This window comes from Janthinobacterium salmonicoloratum (assembly GCF_051380845.1).
GTDB lineage: Bacteria > Pseudomonadota > Gammaproteobacteria > Burkholderiales > Burkholderiaceae_D > Janthinobacterium > Janthinobacterium lividum_F.
This window is the reverse complement of the sequence record NZ_JBNYXV010000001.1, coordinates 1-20762: the sequence shown is the minus strand read 5'-3', so window position 1 is coordinate 20762 and position 20762 is coordinate 1. Positions and strand designations below refer to the sequence as shown.

At 63.5% G+C, this 20762-nt stretch carries 21 protein-coding genes; 14 read left to right on the top strand and 7 right to left on the bottom strand.

The genetic code is table 11. From position 1 onward, the window contains the following. Window positions 1-135: 135 nt before the first annotated feature. From hpnC to ACQ4WY_RS00080, 6 genes are all read left to right on the top strand, one after another. Window positions 136-1017, top strand: a complete 882-nt coding sequence (gene hpnC, locus ACQ4WY_RS00105; RefSeq protein WP_436502281.1) for a squalene synthase HpnC — start codon at window positions 136-138, stop codon at window positions 1015-1017. Between the two features lie 46 nt (window positions 1018-1063). Beyond that, the gene (gene hpnD, locus ACQ4WY_RS00100; protein ID WP_436504365.1) at window positions 1064-1897 is read left to right on the top strand and encodes a presqualene diphosphate synthase HpnD; all 834 of its coding nucleotides are present in this window, start codon (window positions 1064-1066) and stop codon (window positions 1895-1897) included. Between the two features lie 7 nt (window positions 1898-1904). Then, window positions 1905-3257 (top strand): hydroxysqualene dehydroxylase HpnE, encoded by a 1353-nt coding sequence (gene hpnE / locus ACQ4WY_RS00095; protein WP_436502280.1) that lies wholly within the window; start codon window positions 1905-1907, stop codon window positions 3255-3257. A gap of 130 nt (window positions 3258-3387) precedes the next feature. Further along, window positions 3388-3543, top strand: coding sequence for a hypothetical protein (locus tag ACQ4WY_RS00090; protein ID WP_353657363.1), 156 nt, complete (start codon window positions 3388-3390; stop codon window positions 3541-3543). Between the two features lie 19 nt (window positions 3544-3562). After that, a complete protein-coding gene (locus ACQ4WY_RS00085) occupies window positions 3563-4342 on the top strand; it encodes a DUF1700 domain-containing protein (RefSeq protein WP_436502279.1) in 780 nt (259 codons plus the stop codon). 10 nt (window positions 4343-4352) lie between these two features. After that, the gene (locus tag ACQ4WY_RS00080) at window positions 4353-5159 is read left to right on the top strand and encodes a head GIN domain-containing protein (protein ID WP_353657365.1); all 807 of its coding nucleotides are present in this window, start codon (window positions 4353-4355) and stop codon (window positions 5157-5159) included. Here ACQ4WY_RS00080 and ACQ4WY_RS00075 read toward each other — a convergent pair. After that, on the bottom strand, window positions 5146-6396 hold the full coding sequence (locus tag ACQ4WY_RS00075; RefSeq protein ID WP_436502278.1) for a TIGR03862 family flavoprotein: 1251 nt from the start codon (window positions 6394-6396) through the stop codon (window positions 5146-5148). The two genes, ACQ4WY_RS00080 and ACQ4WY_RS00075, sit on opposite strands and share 14 nt — an antisense overlap. Window positions 6397-6561: 165 nt before the next feature. Between ACQ4WY_RS00075 and ACQ4WY_RS00070 the strand changes: the two genes are divergently transcribed. Then, complete coding sequence (locus tag ACQ4WY_RS00070; protein WP_034781412.1) at window positions 6562-6795, top strand: hypothetical protein; 234 nt, start codon at window positions 6562-6564, stop codon at window positions 6793-6795. A gap of 42 nt (window positions 6796-6837) precedes the next feature. Here ACQ4WY_RS00070 and moaD read toward each other — a convergent pair whose 3' ends face one another. The 3 genes from moaD to thrC are packed head-to-tail and all read right to left on the bottom strand — an operon-like array spanning window position 6838 to window position 9828. Continuing rightward, window positions 6838-7095 carry a molybdopterin converting factor subunit 1 gene (gene moaD / locus ACQ4WY_RS00065; RefSeq protein WP_436502277.1) on the bottom strand — a complete coding sequence of 86 codons (258 nt, stop codon included), beginning with the start codon at window positions 7093-7095 and terminating at the stop codon, window positions 6838-6840. A 10-nt stretch (window positions 7096-7105) separates the two neighbouring features. Then, window positions 7106-8332, bottom strand: coding sequence for a molybdopterin molybdotransferase MoeA (locus ACQ4WY_RS00060; protein ID WP_436502276.1), 1227 nt, complete (start codon window positions 8330-8332; stop codon window positions 7106-7108). Beyond that, window positions 8332-9828 carry a threonine synthase gene (thrC, locus tag ACQ4WY_RS00055; RefSeq protein WP_436502275.1) on the bottom strand — a complete coding sequence of 499 codons (1497 nt, stop codon included), beginning with the start codon at window positions 9826-9828 and terminating at the stop codon, window positions 8332-8334. Before thrC ends, ACQ4WY_RS00060 begins: the two co-directional genes overlap by 1 nt. 268 nt (window positions 9829-10096) lie before the next feature. On the opposite strand from thrC, the gene ACQ4WY_RS00050 reads away from it, so the two are divergent. Beyond that, a complete protein-coding gene (locus ACQ4WY_RS00050) occupies window positions 10097-10837 on the top strand; it encodes an AAA family ATPase (RefSeq protein WP_353657370.1) in 741 nt (246 codons plus the stop codon). Window positions 10838-10896: 59 nt separating this feature from the next. Here the strand turns inward: ACQ4WY_RS00050 and ACQ4WY_RS00045 are convergent, their stop codons facing one another. From ACQ4WY_RS00045 to kbl, 3 genes are read right to left on the bottom strand one after another with little or no spacing between them, the layout of a single operon-like run. Continuing rightward, window positions 10897-12297: an L-serine ammonia-lyase gene (locus ACQ4WY_RS00045; RefSeq protein ID WP_436502274.1), complete on the bottom strand. Its 1401-nt coding sequence runs from the start codon at window positions 12295-12297 to the stop codon at window positions 10897-10899. A 51-nt stretch (window positions 12298-12348) separates the two neighbouring features. Then, complete coding sequence (locus ACQ4WY_RS00040) at window positions 12349-13314, bottom strand: NAD-dependent epimerase/dehydratase family protein (RefSeq protein ID WP_436502273.1); 966 nt, start codon at window positions 13312-13314, stop codon at window positions 12349-12351. Window positions 13315-13334: 20 nt separating this feature from the next. Further along, on the bottom strand, window positions 13335-14561 hold the full coding sequence (kbl, locus tag ACQ4WY_RS00035) for a glycine C-acetyltransferase (protein ID WP_436502272.1): 1227 nt from the start codon (window positions 14559-14561) through the stop codon (window positions 13335-13337). 220 nt (window positions 14562-14781) lie between these two features. On the opposite strand from kbl, the gene ACQ4WY_RS00030 reads away from it, so the two are divergent. The 6 genes from ACQ4WY_RS00030 (at window position 14782) to ACQ4WY_RS00005 (ending at window position 20647) form a co-directional block, all read left to right on the top strand. Continuing rightward, window positions 14782-15357, top strand: a complete 576-nt coding sequence (locus ACQ4WY_RS00030) for a helix-turn-helix domain-containing protein (protein WP_034751403.1) — start codon at window positions 14782-14784, stop codon at window positions 15355-15357. Between the two features lie 172 nt (window positions 15358-15529). After that, on the top strand, window positions 15530-16456 hold the full coding sequence (locus tag ACQ4WY_RS00025) for an STM4015 family protein (RefSeq protein WP_436502271.1): 927 nt from the start codon (window positions 15530-15532) through the stop codon (window positions 16454-16456). Between the two features lie 13 nt (window positions 16457-16469). Beyond that, window positions 16470-17558, top strand: a complete 1089-nt coding sequence (locus ACQ4WY_RS00020; protein ID WP_436502270.1) for an STM4014 family protein — start codon at window positions 16470-16472, stop codon at window positions 17556-17558. Continuing rightward, window positions 17551-18399 carry an STM4013/SEN3800 family hydrolase gene (locus tag ACQ4WY_RS00015; RefSeq protein WP_436502269.1) on the top strand — a complete coding sequence of 283 codons (849 nt, stop codon included), beginning with the start codon at window positions 17551-17553 and terminating at the stop codon, window positions 18397-18399. The genes ACQ4WY_RS00020 and ACQ4WY_RS00015 overlap by 8 nt, the downstream gene beginning before the upstream one ends. After that, complete coding sequence (locus ACQ4WY_RS00010) at window positions 18396-19775, top strand: STM4012 family radical SAM protein (protein WP_436502268.1); 1380 nt, start codon at window positions 18396-18398, stop codon at window positions 19773-19775. Before ACQ4WY_RS00015 ends, ACQ4WY_RS00010 begins: the two co-directional genes overlap by 4 nt. Further along, window positions 19769-20647 (top strand): STM4011 family radical SAM protein, encoded by an 879-nt coding sequence (locus ACQ4WY_RS00005; RefSeq protein ID WP_436502267.1) that lies wholly within the window; start codon window positions 19769-19771, stop codon window positions 20645-20647. The genes ACQ4WY_RS00010 and ACQ4WY_RS00005 overlap by 7 nt, the downstream gene beginning before the upstream one ends. The last annotated feature ends 115 nt before the right edge of the window (window positions 20648-20762 follow it).

Here is a 20762-nt window from a genome sequence, read left to right as displayed (position 1 = left end):
TCTGGTTATTAATTATAATCGTGCGTAAAAGTTTTTAGTGACTTATGCGTCATTAATCTTGAGACGTACAACGTCCGGCCACATTCCAGCATTGCGGGGTGCCGGGCAAAACTGCAAGACTAGAGAAGTGTGTTCATGCCTGTAGACCATTACGAAAATTTTCCTGTTGCATCATTTTTACTGCCGCGCCGCCTGGTGCCCGCCGTCGAAGCCATCTATGCCTTCGCCCGCAGCGCGGACGACCTGGCTGACGAAGGCGACGCCACGCCGGCTGAACGCCTGGCCTCCCTGCACGCCTATGAAGCGGCGCTGGGCCGCATCGCCCGCCAGGAAGGCCATGCCGGCGAGAACGCCGCCATGTTCGAACGCCTGGCCGCCGTCATCGCCAAACACCAGTTGCCGCTGAAGCCGTTTTACGATCTGTTGTCAGCCTTCAAGCAGGATGTGGAAACGACGCGCTACGCCAGCTACGACGACCTGCTCGACTACTGCGCCCGTTCCGCCAACCCCGTGGGGCTGCTGATGCTGCACCTGTACGGTGCCGCCGATGAACAGAATGTACGCGATTCCGATGCGATATGTTCAGCTTTACAACTAATTAATTTCTTGCAAGACGTCGCCATCGACCAGCAAAAAGAGCGCATCTACCTGCCGATGGACGACCTGAGCCGCTTTGCCGTCTCCGCCGCAGCCTTCGAGCGGCCCGAGGCGCACGGCAAGTGGAGCGCCCTGATGCGCTTTGAAGTGGCCCGCACGCGCGCCCTGATGCTGTCGGGCGCGCCGCTGGCCCTGCGCCTGCGCGGACGCATCGGCTGGGAACTGCGTCTGGTGGTGCAAGGCGGTTTGCGCATCCTCGAAGCCATCGAAGCCGTCAATTACGACGTGTTCCGGCGCCGGCCCAAGCTGGAGAAACGCGACTGGCTGATCATTTTCTGGCGCGCCCTGCGCATGTCGCGCAAAAGCTTGCATCAAGAGACACAAGTAAAAACGGCTTTTCCCCCGTCGCCCACTCTGTAAGACGATAGAATAGCGGCTTCGATCTGCAACCCTTGCTCTTTTGACTATGTCTCCCGACGAATACTGCCAACAAAAGGCCGCCCAGAGCGGCTCCAGCTTCTACTACAGCTTCCTGTTCCTGCCTGCCGAGCGCCGCAAGGCCATCACGGCCCTGTACGCCTTCTGCCGCGAAGTCGATGACACGGTCGATGAATGCACGGACGAAGCCGTGGCACGCACCAAGCTGGTCTGGTGGCGCAAGGAAGTCAAGGCCATGTACGAGGGCATCCCCACGCATCCCGTGATGCGCGCGCTGGAGCCGCATCTGGCCATATATAAACTGGAAGAAAAGCATTTGCAGGCCATCATCGACGGCATGGAAATGGACTTGAACCAGACCCGTTACCTCGACTACCAGGCCATGAGCCGCTATTGCTGGCATGTGGCCAGCGTGGTGGGCATCCTGTCGGCCAGCATCTTCGGCGCGACCCGCCCGGAAACCCTGCTGTACGCGGAAAAACTGGGCCATGCCTTCCAGCTGACCAACATCATCCGCGATGTGGGCGAAGATGCGCGCAAGGGGCGCATCTACCTGCCGATCAGCGAATTGCAGCAATTCAATGTGACGGCAGCCGACCTGCTGAACGCGCGCCACAGCGAAAATTTCGAAAACCTCATGCGTTTCCAGGTGGCACGCGCGCAAAAGGCCTACGACGAAGCCTTTGCACTCTTGCCAGCCGAGGATCGCCGCGCCCAGCGCCCGGGTCTGATCATGGCCGCCATCTACCGCACCCTGCTCAATGAAGTCGAGCGCGACGGCTACCACGTGCTGAAACAACGCATTTCGCTCACGCCGATCCGCAAACTGTGGCTGGCCTGGAAGACCTGGGTTCGTGGCTGAGAGTAACGTGAAGCAACGCTACGCCGTCATCGGCGCCGGCTGGGCTGGCTGCGCGGCGGCCATGGAACTGGCGCGCGCCGGTCACTCGGTGACCGTGTTCGAGGCTGCGCGCACCCTGGGCGGGCGCGCGCGCCGGGTCGAACGCGAAAGTACCGTGCTCGACAACGGCCAGCATATCTTGCTGGGCGCGTACACGGAAACCTTGCGCCTGATGAAGCTGGCAGGGCAAGATCCCGGCGAACTGATCCTTAACCTGCCCCTGCAGATGCGCTATCCAGCCGGCTCCGACGGCATGGATTTCATCGCGCCCCGGCTGCCCGCGCCGCTGCACCTGGCATGGGCCCTGCTGCGCGCCAAGGGATTATTGCGCGCCGACAAGCTGGCCCTGATGCGCTTTTCCACCGCCATGCGGTGGATGGGCTGGCAACTGTACAACGATTGCACGGTCAGCGAACTGCTGCAGCGCTTCGACCAGACGGACCGTTTGAACCGGCTGATGTGGCACCCGCTGTGCCTGGCCGCGCTGAATACCCCACCCGAGCGCGCCTCGGCGCGCGTCTTCATCAATGTGCTGCGCGACAGCCTGGGCGCGAGCCGCCGCCGCGCATCCGACATGCTGATCCCGAAAAGGGATCTGAGCAGCCTGCTGCCCGACGCGGCAAGCCGCTACCTGGCGCAGCATGGCGGCGAAGTGCGCACGGGCGCCAAGGTTGCCGCCTTGCGCGCCCTGCCCGATGGCCGCTGGCAACTCGATGACGGGGAAAGCTTTGATGGCGTGATTGTGGCCACCTCGTCCGTGCAGGCCGCCAACCTGTTGCAAGGTTTGCACGACGCGCGCCTGGACGATGCTATTGACCGCATGCAAGCTTTCACACCGGAAGCCATCAGCACCTGCTATCTGCAATACGACGCCTCCGTGCACCTGGACTTGCCCTTGTACGCCCTCGTCGATGCGCCGGAGCAGCAGCACTGGGGCCAGTTCGTCTTCGACCGGGGCCAGCTCGACAGCAACCAGGCGGGCTTGCTGGCCGTCGTCATCAGCGCCTCTGGCCCTGCCGCCGAGCAAGGCCATGGGCCGCTGGCCCAAGCCATCGCGGCGCAGCTGGCGCAGGTGTTGCAGCGTCCGGAACTGGCGCAGCCCGTCTGGACCCAGCTGATCACGGAAAAGCGCGCCACGTTTGCCTGCACGCCGGAACTACGGCGCCCCGGCAACGCCAGCGGCGTACCGGGCTTGCTGCTGGCCGGCGACTACACGGCCAATGAGGACCGGACACAAGACTATCCGGCCACCATCGAGGCGGCCGTGCGCAGCGGCGTGGCGGCGGCAAAGGCCGTCACCACGGGCAAGGTGGCAAAGTAGACTTGACGGTGCATCCTCCCCTGGTGTCGCTCGCCCCCGCGAAATTGCATTCTGTCGCACCGCGCTGGTGCGCTCGCGTGCGCTTGGGTACAGTCTGATCATCGACAACGGCCATGCCACGGGGAATACCATGCACACCACCTTGCACTTGAAAAACAGCTTGAAAGCCCTGGCCTTGCTGGCTTGTGTGGTGCTAGCCACCTTGATCGTCGTTCAGGTACAGCAGGCGCCACAAGCGCCATTGCTGCTGAGCCAGGCAAGCATGCTGCTGCCGGCAATGGGCTGAAGCGGCGGACAGGAAGAATATGATGAACAAGCAAGATTATCTCGACTCTCTGCGGCGCGCGCTGGCAGGCTTGCCACCGGACTTGGTGGCCAAGACTCTCGATTATTACGAACAGACCTTCATCGAAGGCGCTGCGGCCGGCCGCAGCGAGCACGAGATCGCCGACGACCTGGGCGACCCGAAAAAAATCGCCCTGACCTTGCGCAGCAGTACCCACCGCCAGGCTTTCGAACAGAAGAAAACCCCCGTCAACCTGCTGCGCCTGCTCGTCTCGCTGGTGGGCCTGACCATCTTCAACCTGTTCATGGTCGTCCCTGCCGCCGTCTACGCGGCCCTGCTGGCCGCCCTGTATGCCGTCGGCCTGAGCTTTTACCTGGCCGGCATCGCCATCACGGCCAGCGGCTTGTCCGGCGCCAACGAATTGGTGCTCGATGGCCCGTTTCGCCACGTCTTCGTTCAGGACGATGAGGGCGGCGAGCGGCGCGAAACGCGCATCACCATCGGCGACACGGGCATCGAAGTCGATCACCTGCCCGGCCCCGTCAAGGCTGAGTCAGAACCCGAGGCGCCGGGCGCGTCGTCGCGCGTGATGGAGCGGGCCGAAGCGCTGGCCGGTGGCGGCATCCGCATCTCCACCGACATGGACCGCGATGCGCGCACCACGCAAACCATCTTCGGCGTGGGCATGCTGCTCGGCGGCATCGCCATATTCCTGCTCAGTCTGGTCGTAACGCGCTATACCTTGATCGGCATCAAGCGCTACGTCGCCATGAATGTCTCCCTGCTCAAAGGTCACTAGAAAGGCTGCCATGAAACGCTTGCTCAAAGTTGGCCTGTCCATGCTCCTGCTGGCACTGGTCCTGATCGCCATGTCGTATGCGGCGCTGCGCGCCAAGGGGATCAGCAATCCCAGCAGCGCTGCCGGCCGTGCCGTGCGCAGCGAAACGCGCCCGATTTCCGCCAATATCACCAGCATCGACCTGGCCGGCCCCATCGACCTGGTGCTGCGCCGTGGCGCCACGCCATCGCTGAAGGTCAGCGGCGAGCAGCGTTTGCTGTCGAACGTCGACACCACGCAAGATGGCACGACCCTGCATATCGGCCCGAAAGGCATGCTGTTCCACCATCGCCAGCCCCTGCAGGTGGAACTGGTGCTGCCAGCCCTCGTGCGCATGGAAGTGCACGGCAATGGCGACAGCAAGATCACGGGCTTTTCCGGCGACAGTTTTATCCTGGAATTGACGGGTTCGGGCGACGTCAGCTTCACGGGACGCTACAAGCAGGTACAAGCCACCGTCAACGGCAGCGGCGACCTCGACATCAATGGCGGCAACAGCGACAGCGTGGTGCTGGAAATGGTGGGCTCCGGGCGCATCGCCGCCAGCGGCAACACGAAATTCCTGCGCGCCGACCTCAGCGGTTCGGGCGACATCGATGCCGAGCACCTGGCCGCCGACAAGGCCAGCGTCAGCCTGCAAGGCTCGGGCCAGAGCACCGTCTTCGTGCGCGACGCCGCCAACCTGACCCTGCGCGGTAGCGGCGACATCCACGTCCACGGCAACCCGCGCCAGCGCGATGCGCAGAAGAGCGGATCAGGCGATATTATCTGGCATTAACTTTCTCTTCCAGCCAACTGACCGCCTGCTCGCCGGCCGCCTTGCCTTGCGCCAGGCAGGCCGTCAGCAGGTAGCCGCCCGTCGGCGCTTCCCAGTCCAGCATTTCACCAGCGACAAACACGCCCGGCATCGCGCGCAGCATGCTGCCGTCGATGCCGTCGAAGGCCACGCCGCCGGCGCTGCTGATGGCTTCATCGATGGGGCGCGGGCGCTGCAAGGTGACGGGCAGCAGCTTGATGGCAGCAGCCAGCTTGGCTTCGTCGGCAAAGTCGGCCGCGCCCAGGCATTCGCGCAGCAAGCCCGATTTCACGCCCTTGATGCCCAGCCGGCTTTGCAAATGGCTGGACATGGAACGGGCACCACGGGGACGCGTGACTTCCTCGAACACGCGTTCATGACTATGGTCAGGCGCCAGGTCGAGCCAGATGGTGGTGTGGCCCTCAACCGCGATCTGCTCGCGCAGCGCGGCCGACAGCGCATAAATCAGGCTGCCCTCGACGCCGCCCGCCGTGATGACAAACTGCCCCTGACGTTTGATCATGCAGCCGTCGATGTCGCGCGCCGTGATGGCCACGGTCGCCAGCGGTTCGCCCGCATGGCGGCTGCTGAAATGCTCGCTCCAGTCCACGTCGAAGCCGCAATTGGCCGGCGCCAGCGCTGCCACGGCCACGCCCTGCCCTTGCAGCAGCGGCACCCAGGCGCCGTCCGATCCCAGCCGCGCCCAGCTGCCGCCGCCCAGGGCCAGGATCACGGCGTCGAAGGCGCGCAGGCGTTCGCCGTCCGGCGTGGCAAAGGCCAGCTGGCCATCGCGCCAGCCCATCCAGCGGTGGCGCATGTGGAATTGCACGCCCGCTTCGCGCAAGCGGTGCAGCCAGGCGCGCAGCAAGGGCGCGGCCTTCATGTCAGTCGGGAAGACGCGGTTCGACGAGCCGACAAAGGTCTCCACGCCCAGGCCGTGCACCCAGTCGCGCACCTTCTGCGGGCCGAACTGGTCCAGCGCCGGTTTTACCCTGTGCGCCTGCCTGGCGTAGCGCGAGACAAAGGCCTGGTAGCCTTCCGCGTGCGTGATGTTCATGCCACCGCGCCCCGCCAGCAGGAACTTGCGGCCGACGGAAGGCATGGCGTCGAACAATTCCACCTGCGCCCCCTGGTCGGTGGCCGCCTGGGCCGCCATCAGGCCGGCGGGGCCGCCGCCGATGACGGCGATGTGAAACGGAGGGGAACTGGAGTTGGTCATGGCAAGCTGGGAAGACGGTGAAAACCCCGGCATTTTAGTCGAGATTGGCCCGGATATGGCCCGCCGATGGCGATCGCGCCCAAAAATGAGGCATACTGCGCCAGGCATGCTGCAACGATCGGCAGTTTCATATCACTTGACGACAAGACACGAGAGGAGAAACACATGGGCGCAGGATTCTGGATTTCCCGCTATTTGCTGGCCAGTTCGATTTTATTCATCATCCTGACAGTGGTCGAGTACAGCAAGGGCACCACCAGCCAGGCAGATATCCTCAGCGCGCTGGCCTGGTCGCTGGTGGCGTCGGCCATCTTCATCGGCTCGAAATACTGGCGCTACAAGAAAGCCATCGCCTGCGCGACGTGCAGCGGGGACAAGCCAAAAACCAAGTCGTCATAAAAAAATGGCCGCTTCAGCGGCCATTTTCTCAAGTGGGCATTCTCAGCCGCCCGTCACGGGCGGGAAGAACGCCACCTCGTCGCCTTCGCCTATCACGGTATCGGCATCGCACATCACCTGGTTATGCGCCATGCGCAGCGCGCGGCCTTGCGCCAGCGCGTATTCCCAGTTGCCCCCGCGGGCGATCAGGAAAGAGCGCACGTCACCAACCGTCCGCAAAGGCTCGCTCACCTCCAGCACTTCCTGGGACGAGCCCACCAGCTCGCGCACGCTGGCGAAAAAACGCAGATTGATCTTCATCGATACTTCCTTAGTACAGCAATTCGTTAAACGGGATAAAACGCAGCATGTCGCCGCGCGCAATCGACAGCCCCGGCGGGCAGTCGATCAAGCCATCGCCCCACACGGTGGACGTCAGCACGCCTGAACTCTGGTTGGCGAACAGTTCCAGTTCACCCTCGTCATTGACCTTGGCGCGCAAGAACTCGTTGCGCTTGTCCGCCTTCAAGCGTTCAAACGCGGCCGGCAGCTTGTAGCTGCGCGGCGCCAGATTCCCCGCCACGCCCTGCAGGCGCAAAATGAACGGGCGCACGAACAGTAAAAAAGTGACAAAGCTGGACACGGGATTGCCGGGCAAGCCAACAAAGAACGCATCCTGCACTTCACCGAAGGCCAGCGGTTTGCCCGGCTTGACGGCGATCTGCCACATGTTCAGCCGCCCTACCGCTTCCACGGCCGGCTTGATATGGTCTTCCTCGCCCACGGACACGCCGCCCGAGGTGATGATGAGATCATTGCCCTGCGCCGCCTGGCGCAGCACGGCTTTTGTCGCTTCCAGGCTGTCGGGCACGATACCCAGGTCCGTGATATCGCAGCCGAGGTTTTCCAGCAAGCCGCGCAGGGTAAAACGGTTCGAGTTGTAGACGGCGCCCGGCGCCAGAGGTTCACCGGGCATGGCCAGCTCGTCACCCGTGAAAAACACGGCCACGCGCAGCTTGCGCAGCACCGGTACTTGCGCCAGGCCCACCGAGGCGGCCAGGCCCATTTCCTGGCTGCGCAGGCGCCGGCCCACGCCCAGTATCTCGCCGCCGGCGCGGATATCCTCGCCCTGGCGGCGCACCCACTCCCCGGCTTTCGGCACGTGATTGACCGTCACCACGCCATCGGCCACCGTGCACTGCTCCTGCATCACGACGCAATCGGCGCCGTCCGGGATCAGGGCGCCCGTAAAGATGCGCGCCGCCGTCCCCGGCTGCAAGGGCTGGCCCACGTGGCCGGCCGCAATGCGCTGCGACACGGGCAAGCTGGCCGCGCCGCTGGCGCAATCCTGCGCGCGCACGCAATAGCCATCCATCTGCGTATTGTCGCGCTCGGGCACGTTCAGTGTCGACGTCTGCGCGGCCGCCAGCACGCGGCCGTTGGCGCGCATGGTGTCGACCAGCTCCACTTCGGCCACCGGGCGCGCCGCGCCCAGCATGAAGGCTTGCGCCTCGGCCACCGACAGCATCGGTTTGCGTACAGTGCTGGCGTCTGTCATCACAGTCCCGTGTTGGCGGCGATATACGCCTTCATTTTTTCCACGTCCGCATCCATCACGACGAACTTCTGCGGCAAGTCTTCGATGTTCTCGAAGCCACTTGGCCGTTCAGCGTCCACGCCCAGCGCTTCGAGGATGGTTTCGTTGAACTTGGCCGCCAGCGCCGTTTCCAGCACGATCATCGGCACGTTGGGTTCCAGGTGCTCGCGCGCCACCTTGATGCCGTCGGCCGTGTGCGTGTCGATGGTGATGCCGTAATCGTCGGCCACGTCGCGGATCGTATCGAGGCGGTCCTGGTGCGTGGACTTGCCCGACTTGAAGCCATACTTGGCGACTTGCTTGAATTCGTCGCCATCGCTGCCAGGCTTGCCGGACAGGTCGAAGCCGCCGTGGGTTTCCACTTTCGTGAACAGGGCGCGCACGCGCTCGCTGTCGCGGCCCACCAGGTCGTAGACGAAGCGCTCGAAATTCGACGCTTTCGAGATGTCCATCGACGGGCTGCTCGTATGGTAGGTCTCGGCGGACTTGCGCACGCGGTAGACGCCCGTGCGGAAGAATTCGTCGAGCACGTCGTTTTCATTCGTGGCCGCTACCAGTTTCGAGATCGGCAGCCCCATCATGCGGGCGATATGGCCGGCGCAGATATTGCCGAAGTTGCCCGACGGCACCGTGAACGACACTTTTTGCTCGTTGCTGGTAGTGGCCGCCAGGTAACCGCGGAAGTAGTACACGACTTGCGCCACGACACGCGCCCAATTGATGGAGTTGACGGTGCCGATTTTCTGTTTCGCCTTGAACGGCAAATCGTTCGACACGGCCTTGACCATATCCTGGCAATCGTCGAACACGCCTTCGACGGCGATGTTGTAGATGTTCGGGTCTTGCAGGCTGAACATCTGCGCCGTCTGGAAGGCGCTCATTTTCTTGTGCGGCGACAGCATGAAGACGCGGATGCCCTTCTTGCCGCGCATCGCGTATTCGGCCGCGCTGCCCGTGTCGCCGGACGTGGCGCCGAAGATATTGAGTTCGGCGTCGTGCTTGGTGAGCGTGTATTCAAACAGGTTGCCCAGCAACTGCATGGCCATGTCCTTGAAGGCCAGGGTCGGGCCGTTCGACAGCGCCTGCAGCATCAGGGTGGTCTGGCCGCCCTTGACGACGTTTTCTTCGAGCACGCGCAGCGGCGTGATGTCGGCCGCGTTTTCGCCGGCGCGGGCGTTCTTGTAGACTGCCTTGGTATAGGTTTTCGCCGTCAGTGCCTTCAGGTCCGCGGCCGGGATATCGGTGGCGAACTTCTTCAGGATTTCGAATGCCAGGTCGGCATACGACAATGTGCGCCAGGCATTGAGCTCGGCACCAGTGACTTGCGGGTAGTGTTCAGGGAGATACAGTCCGCCATCGGGGGCCAGGCCGCCCAGGAGGATGTCGGAGAATTGCTGCAAAGATGACTGTTGCGACTGCAATGGCGCTTTATCAGCGCGGGTAGACACGTAATGCATAGATTTGAAGAGTCCAGTTGAGCTGAGAGCGGTTGATCATGAATGGCAGCGGATATTATAGTGCCAGCCGCCGTCCAAGGCGAATCGCGTGGCGCCAGCCAGATCAAGATGTGACAATTGGAGAGCTTGAATGTTATCAATCCAGCCATAATGGTTGGGATCAAGCCAGGTGAACATGGCCGGTGTAAGCACTGGCGTGCGCCGCCGATTTGCGCCACACTGTGCTGAATGTTCCTGCCATGACTATTGATGGAGTCGAAAACCGGCCATGCCGATCAGTAAAAAACCGTATTTGCAAAGCGCCGCGCTGCGCCCCGACGTTGCCGTCGACCTGGACCACTATCCGTTCACCATCCCCGCCATCCGCGACTTCGTGCACATGGACTTCCACCGCGATGTGACGTTTTTCGTGGGCGAAAATGGCAGCGGCAAGTCGACCATGCTCGAAGCGCTGGCCGTGGCGCTGGGCTTTGGCAAGGATGGCGGCACGCGCAACGTGCGCATCGCCCTGCCGTCGGACGAAGAATCGGGCTTGCACGCACACTTGCGTTTGAGCAAGAGCTACAAGAAGCCCGATGACAGTTATTTTTTGCGCGCCGAGAGCTTTTTCAACGTCGCCACCTACATGGACGACATGCCCGAATACCTGGGCAGCTACGGCGGCAAGTCGCTGCACGCGCAATCGCACGGCGAAGCGTTCATGGCGACCTTGATCAACAAGCTGCGGGGAAAAGGCTTGTATCTGCTGGACGAGCCCGAGGCGGCGCTGTCGCCGAGCCGCCAGATGGCGGCACTATCGGTGATCCACCAGTTGGTGCAGGACGACTCGCAGCTGATCATCGCCACCCACTCGCCAATACTGCTGGCCTACCCGAACGCGAAAATCCTGATGTTTACGGGCGGCGGCATCCACGAAGTGGCATATGAAGACACGGAGCACTACGCCGTGACGCGCGATTTCCTGAATAATTATCCAAGAAGGCTGGAGCAGCTGTTTGAAGAGGAGTGAGGGTGCAATAAGACGCAGCGGAAATCTGAGGTCAGACCCGGCGGGTCTGACCCCGGCACTTAGCAAGCGGCGTGGTTGACGGTGATCACGTGCACGGCCAGCCCGCCCAGAGACGTTTCCTTGTACTTGTCCTGCATGTCCGCACCCGTCTGGCGCATGGTTTCGATGACTTCATCGAGGCTGACGAAATGCGTGCCATCGCCCTTCAGCGCCAGCGAGGCGGCCGTAATCGCTTTCACGGCGCCCATGCCATTGCGCTCGATGCAGGGGATCTGCACCAGGCCGCCGATCGGGTCGCACGTCATGCCCAGGTGGTGTTCGATGCCGATTTCGGCCGCGTTCTCGATCTGTTCATTCGTGCCGCCCAGCGCGGCCACGAGGCCGGCCGCCGCCATGGCGCACGCCACGCCCACTTCGCCCTGGCAGCCCACTTCGGCTCCCGAAATCGAGGCATTGCGCTTGCACAGCATGCCGATGGCGGCGGCCGTCAGCATGAAGCGGCGCACGCCGCCGACCGGGTCGCTGGGGCGGCAATCCTGCGCATAGTAGCGCAGCACGGCCGGGATGATGCCGGCGGCGCCGTTGGTCGGCGCCGTCACCACGCGCCCGCCGGCCGCGTTTTCCTCGTTGACGGCCATCGCGTACAGGCTGACCAGATGCACGGCGTCGTGCGGCAAGTCGTTGGCGCGGTTGTCGGACGCCTTCGCCTCCTGCGCCAAACGCCATAATTTCGCGGCGCGGCGCTTCACGTTCAAGCCGCCCGGCAGGTTGCCCGTCGTTTCCAGGCCGTGCGCGATGCAGTCGCGCATGACGTGCCAGATGCGGTCCAGGCCTTCATTGAGTTCTGTCTCGCTGCGCTTGACGCACTCGTTCGCGCGCAGCATTTCAGGGATCGACAGGCCGCTTTCCACGCCATGCGCCAGCAACTGCTCCATGGTGTCGAAGGGGAAGACGACTCTTGCGCTGGCGGCCGACTCCACGGCGGCTTCCGCCTGGGCTTCGCCTGCTTCGCGGATAAACCCGCCGCCGATCGAGTAATACACCTTGTCGATGCGGCTGCCGTCCGCCAGTTTCAGGGTGAAGCGCATGCCGTTCGGGTGCTCGGGCAGCGACTCGCTCTTGTGCCAGATCAAACCCGTGGCAGCCGCAAACGGCACGACGTGCGTGCCCAGCAGCGCGATTTCACAGGCCGTCTCGATGGCGGCCAGCTTGCTGTCGACTGCATCGGGCGCCACGTCCTGTGGCGTTTCGCCCATCAAGCCCAGAATGACGGCCTTGTCCGTGGCATGGCCCACGCCCGTCAGCGCCAGCGAGCCATACAAGGCCGCTTCGACGCCCACTACCTGGTCCAGCGAACCGTATTCGACCAGAAAACGCCGCGCCGCCACCATCGGTCCCACCGTGTGGGAACTCGACGGCCCGATGCCGATTTTAAACAGGTCAAATACGCTCATGTCCATGTAGTGTCTCTTTACTTGTGTTGTAGTTATTTATATGGTGATAGTGCGCGTTCAGGCAGCCTTGGCGGCATGCCCCACGTCGACATTGGCCAGCATGTCCGTGACCATCTGCTCGACGCCGATCTGCGCCTTCCAGCCCCAATCGGCGCTGGCCTTGCTGTCGTCCAGGCTTTGCGGCCAGCTGTCGGCGATGGCCTGGCGGCTGTCCGGCTTGTAGCTGATCTTGAAGTCCGGCACCATGTGCACGATGGCTTTCGCCAGCTGCTCGGGGTTGAACGACACGCCCGCCACATTGTACGAAGAGCGGATCTTGATCGATGCCGCCGGCGCGTCCATCAGTTCGATGGTGGCGCGGATCGCGTCGGGCATGTAAATCATTGGCAAGGTGGTGTTCGCATCGAGGAAGCAGTCATAGCGCTCGCCGCGCAAGGCTGCATGGAAGATGGCGATCGCGTAATCGGTGGTGCCGCCGCCCGGAGGCGATTTGTAGCTGATGATGCCCGGGTAGCGGATGCTGCGCACGTCCACGCCATACTTGTTGAAGTAATACTCGCACAGGCGCTCGCCGGCCAGCTTGCTGATGCCGTACATCGAGGTCGGGTCCATCACCGTCATTTGCGGCGTGTTCACTTGCGGCGTGTTCGGGCCAAAGGCGGCGATCGACGATGGCCAGAAGATGCGCAAAGGCTTACCTGCTTCGCCCCGCTCGCGCGCCAGTTCCAGGATATTGAGCAAGCCGTCCATGTTCAGGCTCCACGCCTTCAATGGCGCCGCCTCGCCCGTGGCCGACAGCATGGCCGCCAGCTGATACACCTGGGTGATGTTTTCATCGGCGATGATGGTCGCCAGGCCGTCCTTGTCCAGCACATTGAGCTGGGCATAGCGCTTGGCCTGGTACAGATTATTCGTGCCGATGTCGCTGGCGATGACGTTGTCCGCGCCGTGCTGCAGCGCCAGCGCGCCCACCAACTCACTACCGATTTGGCCGTTTGCGCCGATGACTAAGATGCGTTCCATGCTATTTTCCTGAATTCTTGTTAATTAGTAGTGGTGGTAGTGGTCAGCAGACCGAGTTCCTTGCCTGCCTGCTCGAAGGCGGCCAGCACTTTCACCAGCTGTTCACGCGTGTGCGCGGCCGACAGCTGCACGCGGACACGGGCCTGGCCCATCGGCACGACCGGGTAGAAGAAGCCCGTCACCAGCACGCCCAGCTCATACAGGCGGGCGGCGAATTTCTGCGCCACGGGAGCGTCGAACAGCATCACCGGCACGACAGGATGGGTACCCGGCTTGATGGTAAAGCCGATGCGCTCGATTTCGCTGCGGAAGAAAGCCGTGTTGTCATGCAGGCGGTCGCGCAGTTCCGTCGACTTGGCCAGGCGTTCCAGTACCGACAGCGAAGCGCCGGCGATCGATGGCGCCAGGGTGTTCGAGAACAGATACGGGCGCGATTTCTGGCGCAGCGTGTCGATGACTTCCTTGCGCGCCGAGGTAAAGCCGCCCATGGCGCCGCCCAGGGCCTTGCCCAGAGTGCCCGTGATGATGTCGATGCGGCCCATCACATTGTGGTGTTCGTGCGTGCCGCGGCCCGTCGCGCCCATGAAGCCGGAAGCGTGGCACTCGTCGATCATCACCAGCGCGCCGTATTGGTCGGCCAGGTCGCAGATCTTGTCGAGCTGCGCGATCGTGCCATCCATCGAGAACACGCCGTCCGTGACGATGACTTTATGGCGCTTGCCGGCGGCAATCGCCGCTTTCAGCTGCACTTCCAGGTCGGCCATGTCGTTGTGGGCGTAGCGGTAGCGGCCAGCCTTGCACAGGCGGATGCCGTCGATGATGGAAGCGTGGTTCAGCGCGTCGGAGATGATGGCGTCGTTTTCATCGAACAGGGGCTCGAACACGCCGCCGTTGGCGTCGAAAGCGGCCGCATACAAAATCGTGTCCTCGGTACCCAGGAACGCGGAAATCGCCTGTTCCAGTTCTTTATGTACGGTTTGCGTGCCGCAGATGAAGCGCACGGACGACAGGCCGTAACCATACTTTTGCGTGGCGGCAATGGACGCTTCCTGCGTCTGCAGGTCGCCGGACAGGCCCAGGTAGTTGTTCGCACACATATTGATCAGGGTACGACCATCGTCGCACACCACTTCGGCGCCCTGGCGCGAGGCGATCACGCGCTCGGGCTTGTACAAGCCCTGCTGGCGCAGTTGATCGAGATTCTGTTGCAGACCGCTGAAAAAGGTGTTCTTCGCTTGCTCGCTCATGATGATCCTTGTGTGTCCCTGTTGTATGTGTGGTATCCGGGTGACCTCAGCCGCCATAGGGGGAGCGGCAGCTTGACCGGTGCGCGCAGTATGCTGTACCGTGAAGCGCTGTTTGAAGTCTACACGTTTCCGTGTTTTTCCTCCAAATCCACTATTTCGAACTGAAATTCAATATAGTGGATATTACCCAAGCCTTTTGAACTTTGCAAGCCACCTGCCGATGAAAACCAGCGTTTCGACCAATTCTCCCCCTGAAGTGGGTGCCACCCTGCAACGGCTGCGCCTCGCGCGCGGTCTGACACTGGAGGATTTGTCGCGCATCGCGGGCGTCTCGAAGTCCATGTTGTCGCAAATCGAGCGCGAAAAAGCTAATCCCACCATCGCCATCACGTGGCGCCTGGCCAACGCCCTGGGCGTGCAGATCGGCGAATTGCTGTCCAGCGCGGAAAAAGCCGTGGAAACCATCCGCATCACGGATGCCCACGAAACCCCCACCCTGCCCGGCGACCACGCGGGCTATGTGCTGCGCATCCTGGGGCCGATGGAACTGGCCGGCAAATACGAATGGTATGAAGTGACCCTGGCGCCGGGCGGCGAACTGGCGTCGCAGCCGCACGACCCGGGCACCACCGAGCATTTGACGGTGATCCATGGCAACCTGGAGCTGGAAGTGGGTACAGCGAAGAAAAAGGTCAAGAATGGCGGCACGGCACGCTATCCGGCGGACCAGCCGCATACCATCCGCAATCTGGGCAAGACCGAGGGCAAGGCGCTGCTGGTGGTGATTCATCGATAAGCGCCGCCAGCAGTGCGCAATATGCATAAATGTCTATGCTAAGATTTTAGAATAGACAAGATTTCCAGGCCTGGATGTCTTCGCAGAGCGTCGCGGCACCTCCCGGCTCGTCCCAGCTCCGCCACACCGCGCGCGGCATCCAGGCATCCACTGTTTTTACGGAGCCCCCGCGATGACCATTTCCGACAGCACCACCACCTTCCACAACAAGAAAGTCGTCCAGTACGACCCTGACTTGCCCTTCGACGCCTCGCCCGACATCGTTTACCGCCTGTCGCTCGAGTATGACGACGAGCGCAAGATGGACGAGCTGATCGTCGGCTTCCTCGCCAGGGCCGACAAGAACGCACTTGAAGCGCTGATCATCGGCATGTGGGGCGATCCGTACGAATCGGGCGCCGACGAAGTGATGGCCGCGCTGATCGCCCAGGCGCCGCAGCTGCCCAATTTGCGCGCCCTGTTCATCGGCGACATGACGTACGAGGAATGCGAAATCTCGTGGATCGTGCAAGGCAGTTACAAGCCTCTGCTGGATGCCTTCCCGCAGCTGGAAGAATTGCGCATCCGCGGCGGCAATGAGCTCGTCCTCGAACCGTTCGCGCACCAGCACCTGCGTCGCTTCACCATCGAAGCGGGCGGCCTCGATCAAAAGATCGCCGAAGCGCTGGCACAATCAAGCATGCCGCAGCTGGAACACCTGGAACTGTGGCTGGGCACGGACGACTATGGCTTTTCGGGCGATGTCGCCCTGTATCGCAAGGTGCTGGCGCAGCTGACCGTGCCGACGCTGCGCTACCTGGGCTTGCGCGACGCGGAAATCGCCGACGACCTGGCCGTCTGGCTGGCGGAAGAACCGCTGGTGGCGCAGCTCGACACCCTGGACCTGTCGCTTGGCACCATCGGCGACCTGGGCGCCGTGGCCGTGCTCAATCACACGCAGCTGGGCAAGTTGAAGCGCCTGGACCTGTCGCACCATTACATTTCCGAGGAAAACCAGGCGAAACTGAAGGCGCTGCCTTTCGAAGTGGTGCTGGACGACCCGCAGGAAGAGGATGAAGACGACGGCGAAAGCTACCGCTACGTGGCCGTCGGCGAATAAGCGGGTTCCCACTTTGCCTACGCCTCTCACCCTGCTGGCCACCGCCTGTAGCAAGCGCGTGCGCCTGATGCAGGCGGCGCGCATGCAACTGCGCCTGCCGCCTGCGCAAGTGCTGGAGTGGCGCGACTGGCTGGCGCAGCCGGCGCTACTGGAGGAGGCATTGCGCCAACCCTGTTTGTTCAAGATCGAACCGCCCGGCGACGATCCTGCCGCCCATTTTCTGTTGTTGCAGGCGGGCTGCCGGCTGCAGGACCGTCCGCCAGTCGCGGCGCCCGCACATGGCGAGCTGCTGGCCATGGATGCCTGGTTTGCCGGTTTTACAGCTGCCATGGCGTCCCTGACGGCGCAGCTGGCCGAGCTGCCGCAGGCGCGCGTATTCAATGCACCGGGCGAGATCAGTCTCATGACGGACAAGCTGGCCTGCCAGCGCCATTTGGCCGCGCACGGCGTGCCCATACCCGACTTGCTGGGCCCCGTGGAGAGCTACGGGCACCTGCAGTCGCTGCTGCGCCAGCATGACCTCGACCGCGTGTACCTGAAACCGCGCTACGGCTCGTCCGCGTCCGGCGTCGTCGCCTACCGCAGGAACAAGACCGGCTGCCAGCAAGCCACCACCTCGGCCAACTTGTCGCGGGTGGACGGCCAGACACGTTTGTTCAACGTCAAGCACATGACGCGCTACGAGACGCAGTACGACATCGCCGCCCTCGTCGACGCGCTGGCCGCCCAGGAACTGTACGCGGAAGCGTGGCTGAACAAGCCGCGCTGCGGCGACAGCCATTACGACCTGCGCGTCGTGACCCTGGCGGGCCAGCCCGCGCACCGGGTGGCGCGTATCGGACAGCACATGATGACGAACCTGCACCTCGACAACCGGCGCGGCGACGCGGCCGGCCTTTTGAGCGAAGCCGACCTGGCGGCGCTGGAAGCAACAAGCGCCCAGGCCGCGCGCGCCTTCCCCGCCAGCCACGTGACGGGCTACGACCTGGTGGTACGCCTGGGCCAGGCCCATGTGCTGGAAGCGAATGCCTTCGGCGACCTGCTGCCCGGCTTGTTATGGCAAGGCGCGGACACTTACGCAGCCCAACTGACCCATGTTTAAAGACACACCGGCAATCCCCGACATGCACGCCATCGTCGGCAGCCACGACCTCGTCTTCCTCACGCTCGACACCCTCCGCTTTGACGTGGCGCAAGCCCTGTATGAGGCGGGTGAATTGCCCGTGCTGGGGCGCTTCCTGCCGCCGGGCGGCTGGGAACGGCGCCACTCGCCCTCCACGTTCACGTATGCGGCGCACCAGGCCTTCTTCGCGGGCTTTTTGCCCACGCCGGCCGCGCCGGGACGCCATCCGCGCCTGTTCGCCAGCGCTTTTGCGGGCAGCGAAACGACATCACCGCACACGTTTGCGTTCGAGGAAGCGGACCTTCCCGCCGCGCTGGCCGCACGCGGCTACCGCACCATCTGCATCGGCGGCGTGGGGTTCTTTAATAAACAGACCGCGCTGGGCACGGTGCTGCCGTCGCTGTTCCAGGAAAGCCACTGGAGCGCCGGCATGGGCGTGGCCAGCCGCCACTCGACGCAAAAACAGGTGGCGCTGGCCATAGCCCGCCTGGCAGACGGCGCCCAGCGCACCTTTTTGTTCATCAACGTGGCCGCCCTGCATACGCCGAACCGCGCCTACCTGCCCGGCTGCCGCGCCGACAACCTGGACAGCCATGCGGCGGCCCTGCGCTACGTGGATGGCGCGCTGGCGCCATTGTTTGCCGCCTGTGCCGCGCGCGCCCCCACGTTTGCCATCGTCTGCTCGGACCACGGCAGCGCGTATGGCGAAGACGGCTACCGGGGCCACAGAGTGGCCCACGACAGCGTGTGGAACGTGCCGTATGCGCACTTCTTCATCGCCCCCGATACAGATACAAATTCCCAGGAGTCCCCACCGTGAACCCCGCCGAACAAGCCGCCACCCTGGCGCAGCGCATGCGCCACACGCCCTACCAGGCGTATTCGTACTCGTACCCGCACAAGGCGGCCTACCGCGCCTTGCCGCAGGCGACGCCGCTGGCGCCCCTGTGGGCGCGGCAGGACCGCTCCGCCCTCTTCGCCTACGTCCACATTCCGTTTTGCGAAATGCGCTGCGGCTTTTGCAACCTGTTCGCCATGGCCCGTCCCAGTGCGGACATGGTCGAACGCTATGTGCAGCAGGTGCTGGTGCAGATGCGCGCCCTGGCCGGCGCGCTGGGCGAACGGCGCTTTGCCCGCTTCGCGCTGGGCGGCGGCACGCCCACCTACCTGTCGCCGGCGCAGCTGGATACATTACTGTGCGGCGCGCGCGACATCCTCGGCATCGACCTGCAGCACACGCCGGCCGGCATCGAAGCGTCGCCCGAAACCATCACGTTCGAGCGGCTTGCCGTCTGTCGCGCGCACGGCATCGACCGGGTCAGCCTGGGCATCCAGAGCTTTGCCGCCGGCGAAATGCGCGCGCTGGCCCGTCCGCAGCAAAACGCCACCGTCCATCACGCCATCGGTCTGATACGCGCAGCGGACTTTCCCACCCTGAACCTGGACCTGATCTACGGCATCGCCGGGCAAACCGTCGCCAGCCTGCTGGCCTCCATCGACAGCGCGCTGGCCTTCGCGCCCGAAGAAATCTACCTGTATCCGCTCTACGTGCGCGAACAGACGGGTCTCGGCAAGGTGGCGCGCCGCCAGGGTGCAGTGTCGCTCAACCCCATCATGCTGGCGCAGGGCGGCGACTGCCGTTTGACCCTGTACGCGGCCGCGCGCGACCATTTGCGCGCGCAAGGCTACGAGCAGGTCTCGATGCGCATGTTCCGCGCGCCCCATGCGCCGGAACAGAACGGTCCCTCGTACTGCTGCCAGAACGATGGCATGGTGGGCCTGGGCGCGGGCGCGCGCTCCTACACGGCCAACCTCCATTATTCAAGCGAGTACGCGGTGGCGCGCACGGACACCATCAACATCATCGAACAGTATCTGGCGCTGGACGAGGCGCGCTTCGCGCAGGCCGAACATGGCTATGTGCTCGACGATGCAGAACAGCGCCGCCGCTACGTGATCCAGTCGCTGCTGACCGAACCGGGCCTGGACCGCGACGCCTACACGGCGCGCTTCGGCAGCCGCTGCGAAGAAGACTTGCCGCAGCTGGCCGAATTGCACTCCTTGGCTCTGGTGCAAGAAGATGGCCCGCTGCTGCGCCTGAATGACCGAGGCTACAGCTACGCCGACACCGTCGGTCCGTGGCTGGCGTCCGATACGGTGCGCGCGCTGATGGCCGAAGGCGGCCAGGCGTGCTGACAACTGAGCCTGGCACTTTGTCCCTGCTGTACCGGGGCACGCTATCGAGCTGCAATTACGCCTGCGGCTACTGCCCGTTCGCAAAAAAGCGAGACAGCCGCGCCGCGCTGGCCCGCGATGCACGCGAAGTGGCGCGCTTCACCAGCTGGGTGGCACGCCAAACGCGCCCCATCGGCATCCTGTTTACGCCATGGGGTGAAGCGCTGGTACGGCGCCACTACCGCACGGCCATGCAAACCCTGGCAAGCCTGCCGCACGTGCGCCAGGTGGCGCTGCAAACCAACCTGTCCGGCCCCTTAGGCTGGCTGGATAACATGGACGGACTGGAAAAAATCGGCCTGTGGTGCACCTACCACCCGGACCAGACGACACTGGCCCGTTTTCTCGAACGCTGCGCGCGCCTGGACGCCATGGGCGTGCGCTATTCCGTCGGCGTCGTCGCCATGACCGAGCACCTGGAGGCCATCCGCGCCCTGCGCGCGGCCCTGCCAGCGCACGTCTACCTGTGGCTGAATGCCTACGACCGCCGCGGCCCTGGCTACTACAGCGTGGAAGACCTGGCCTGGCTCGACGCCATCGACCCGTGGTTTGCGCAAAACCGCCGTCCGTCGCCCTCGCGCGGCAAGCCGTGCCTGGCGGGCGAAGCGTCGCTGTCCGTCGATGGCGATGGTGAATTGACGCGCTGCCATTTCGTGCCCGAGCGGCTGGGGAATCTGTACGCGGACGACCTGGCCGACCTGCTGCAGGAGCGCCCCTGCCCGCGCTTCAAGTGCGACTGCTATATCGGTTATGCGCAGCGCAAGGATTTGCCGTTTCAGTCCACGTTTGAAAACGGCGTGCTGGCGCGCATCGCGCCTTTGCATCGGACGTAAATCTATGGTCACCCTCCCTTTTGCAAGCTGATTTTGTATGATGTGAGCAGGCTTGCTTAAATCTATCCGGCGTCTGGTTGGAGATGGTTCTCCGCGCCACGATGAGAGTCGCGCC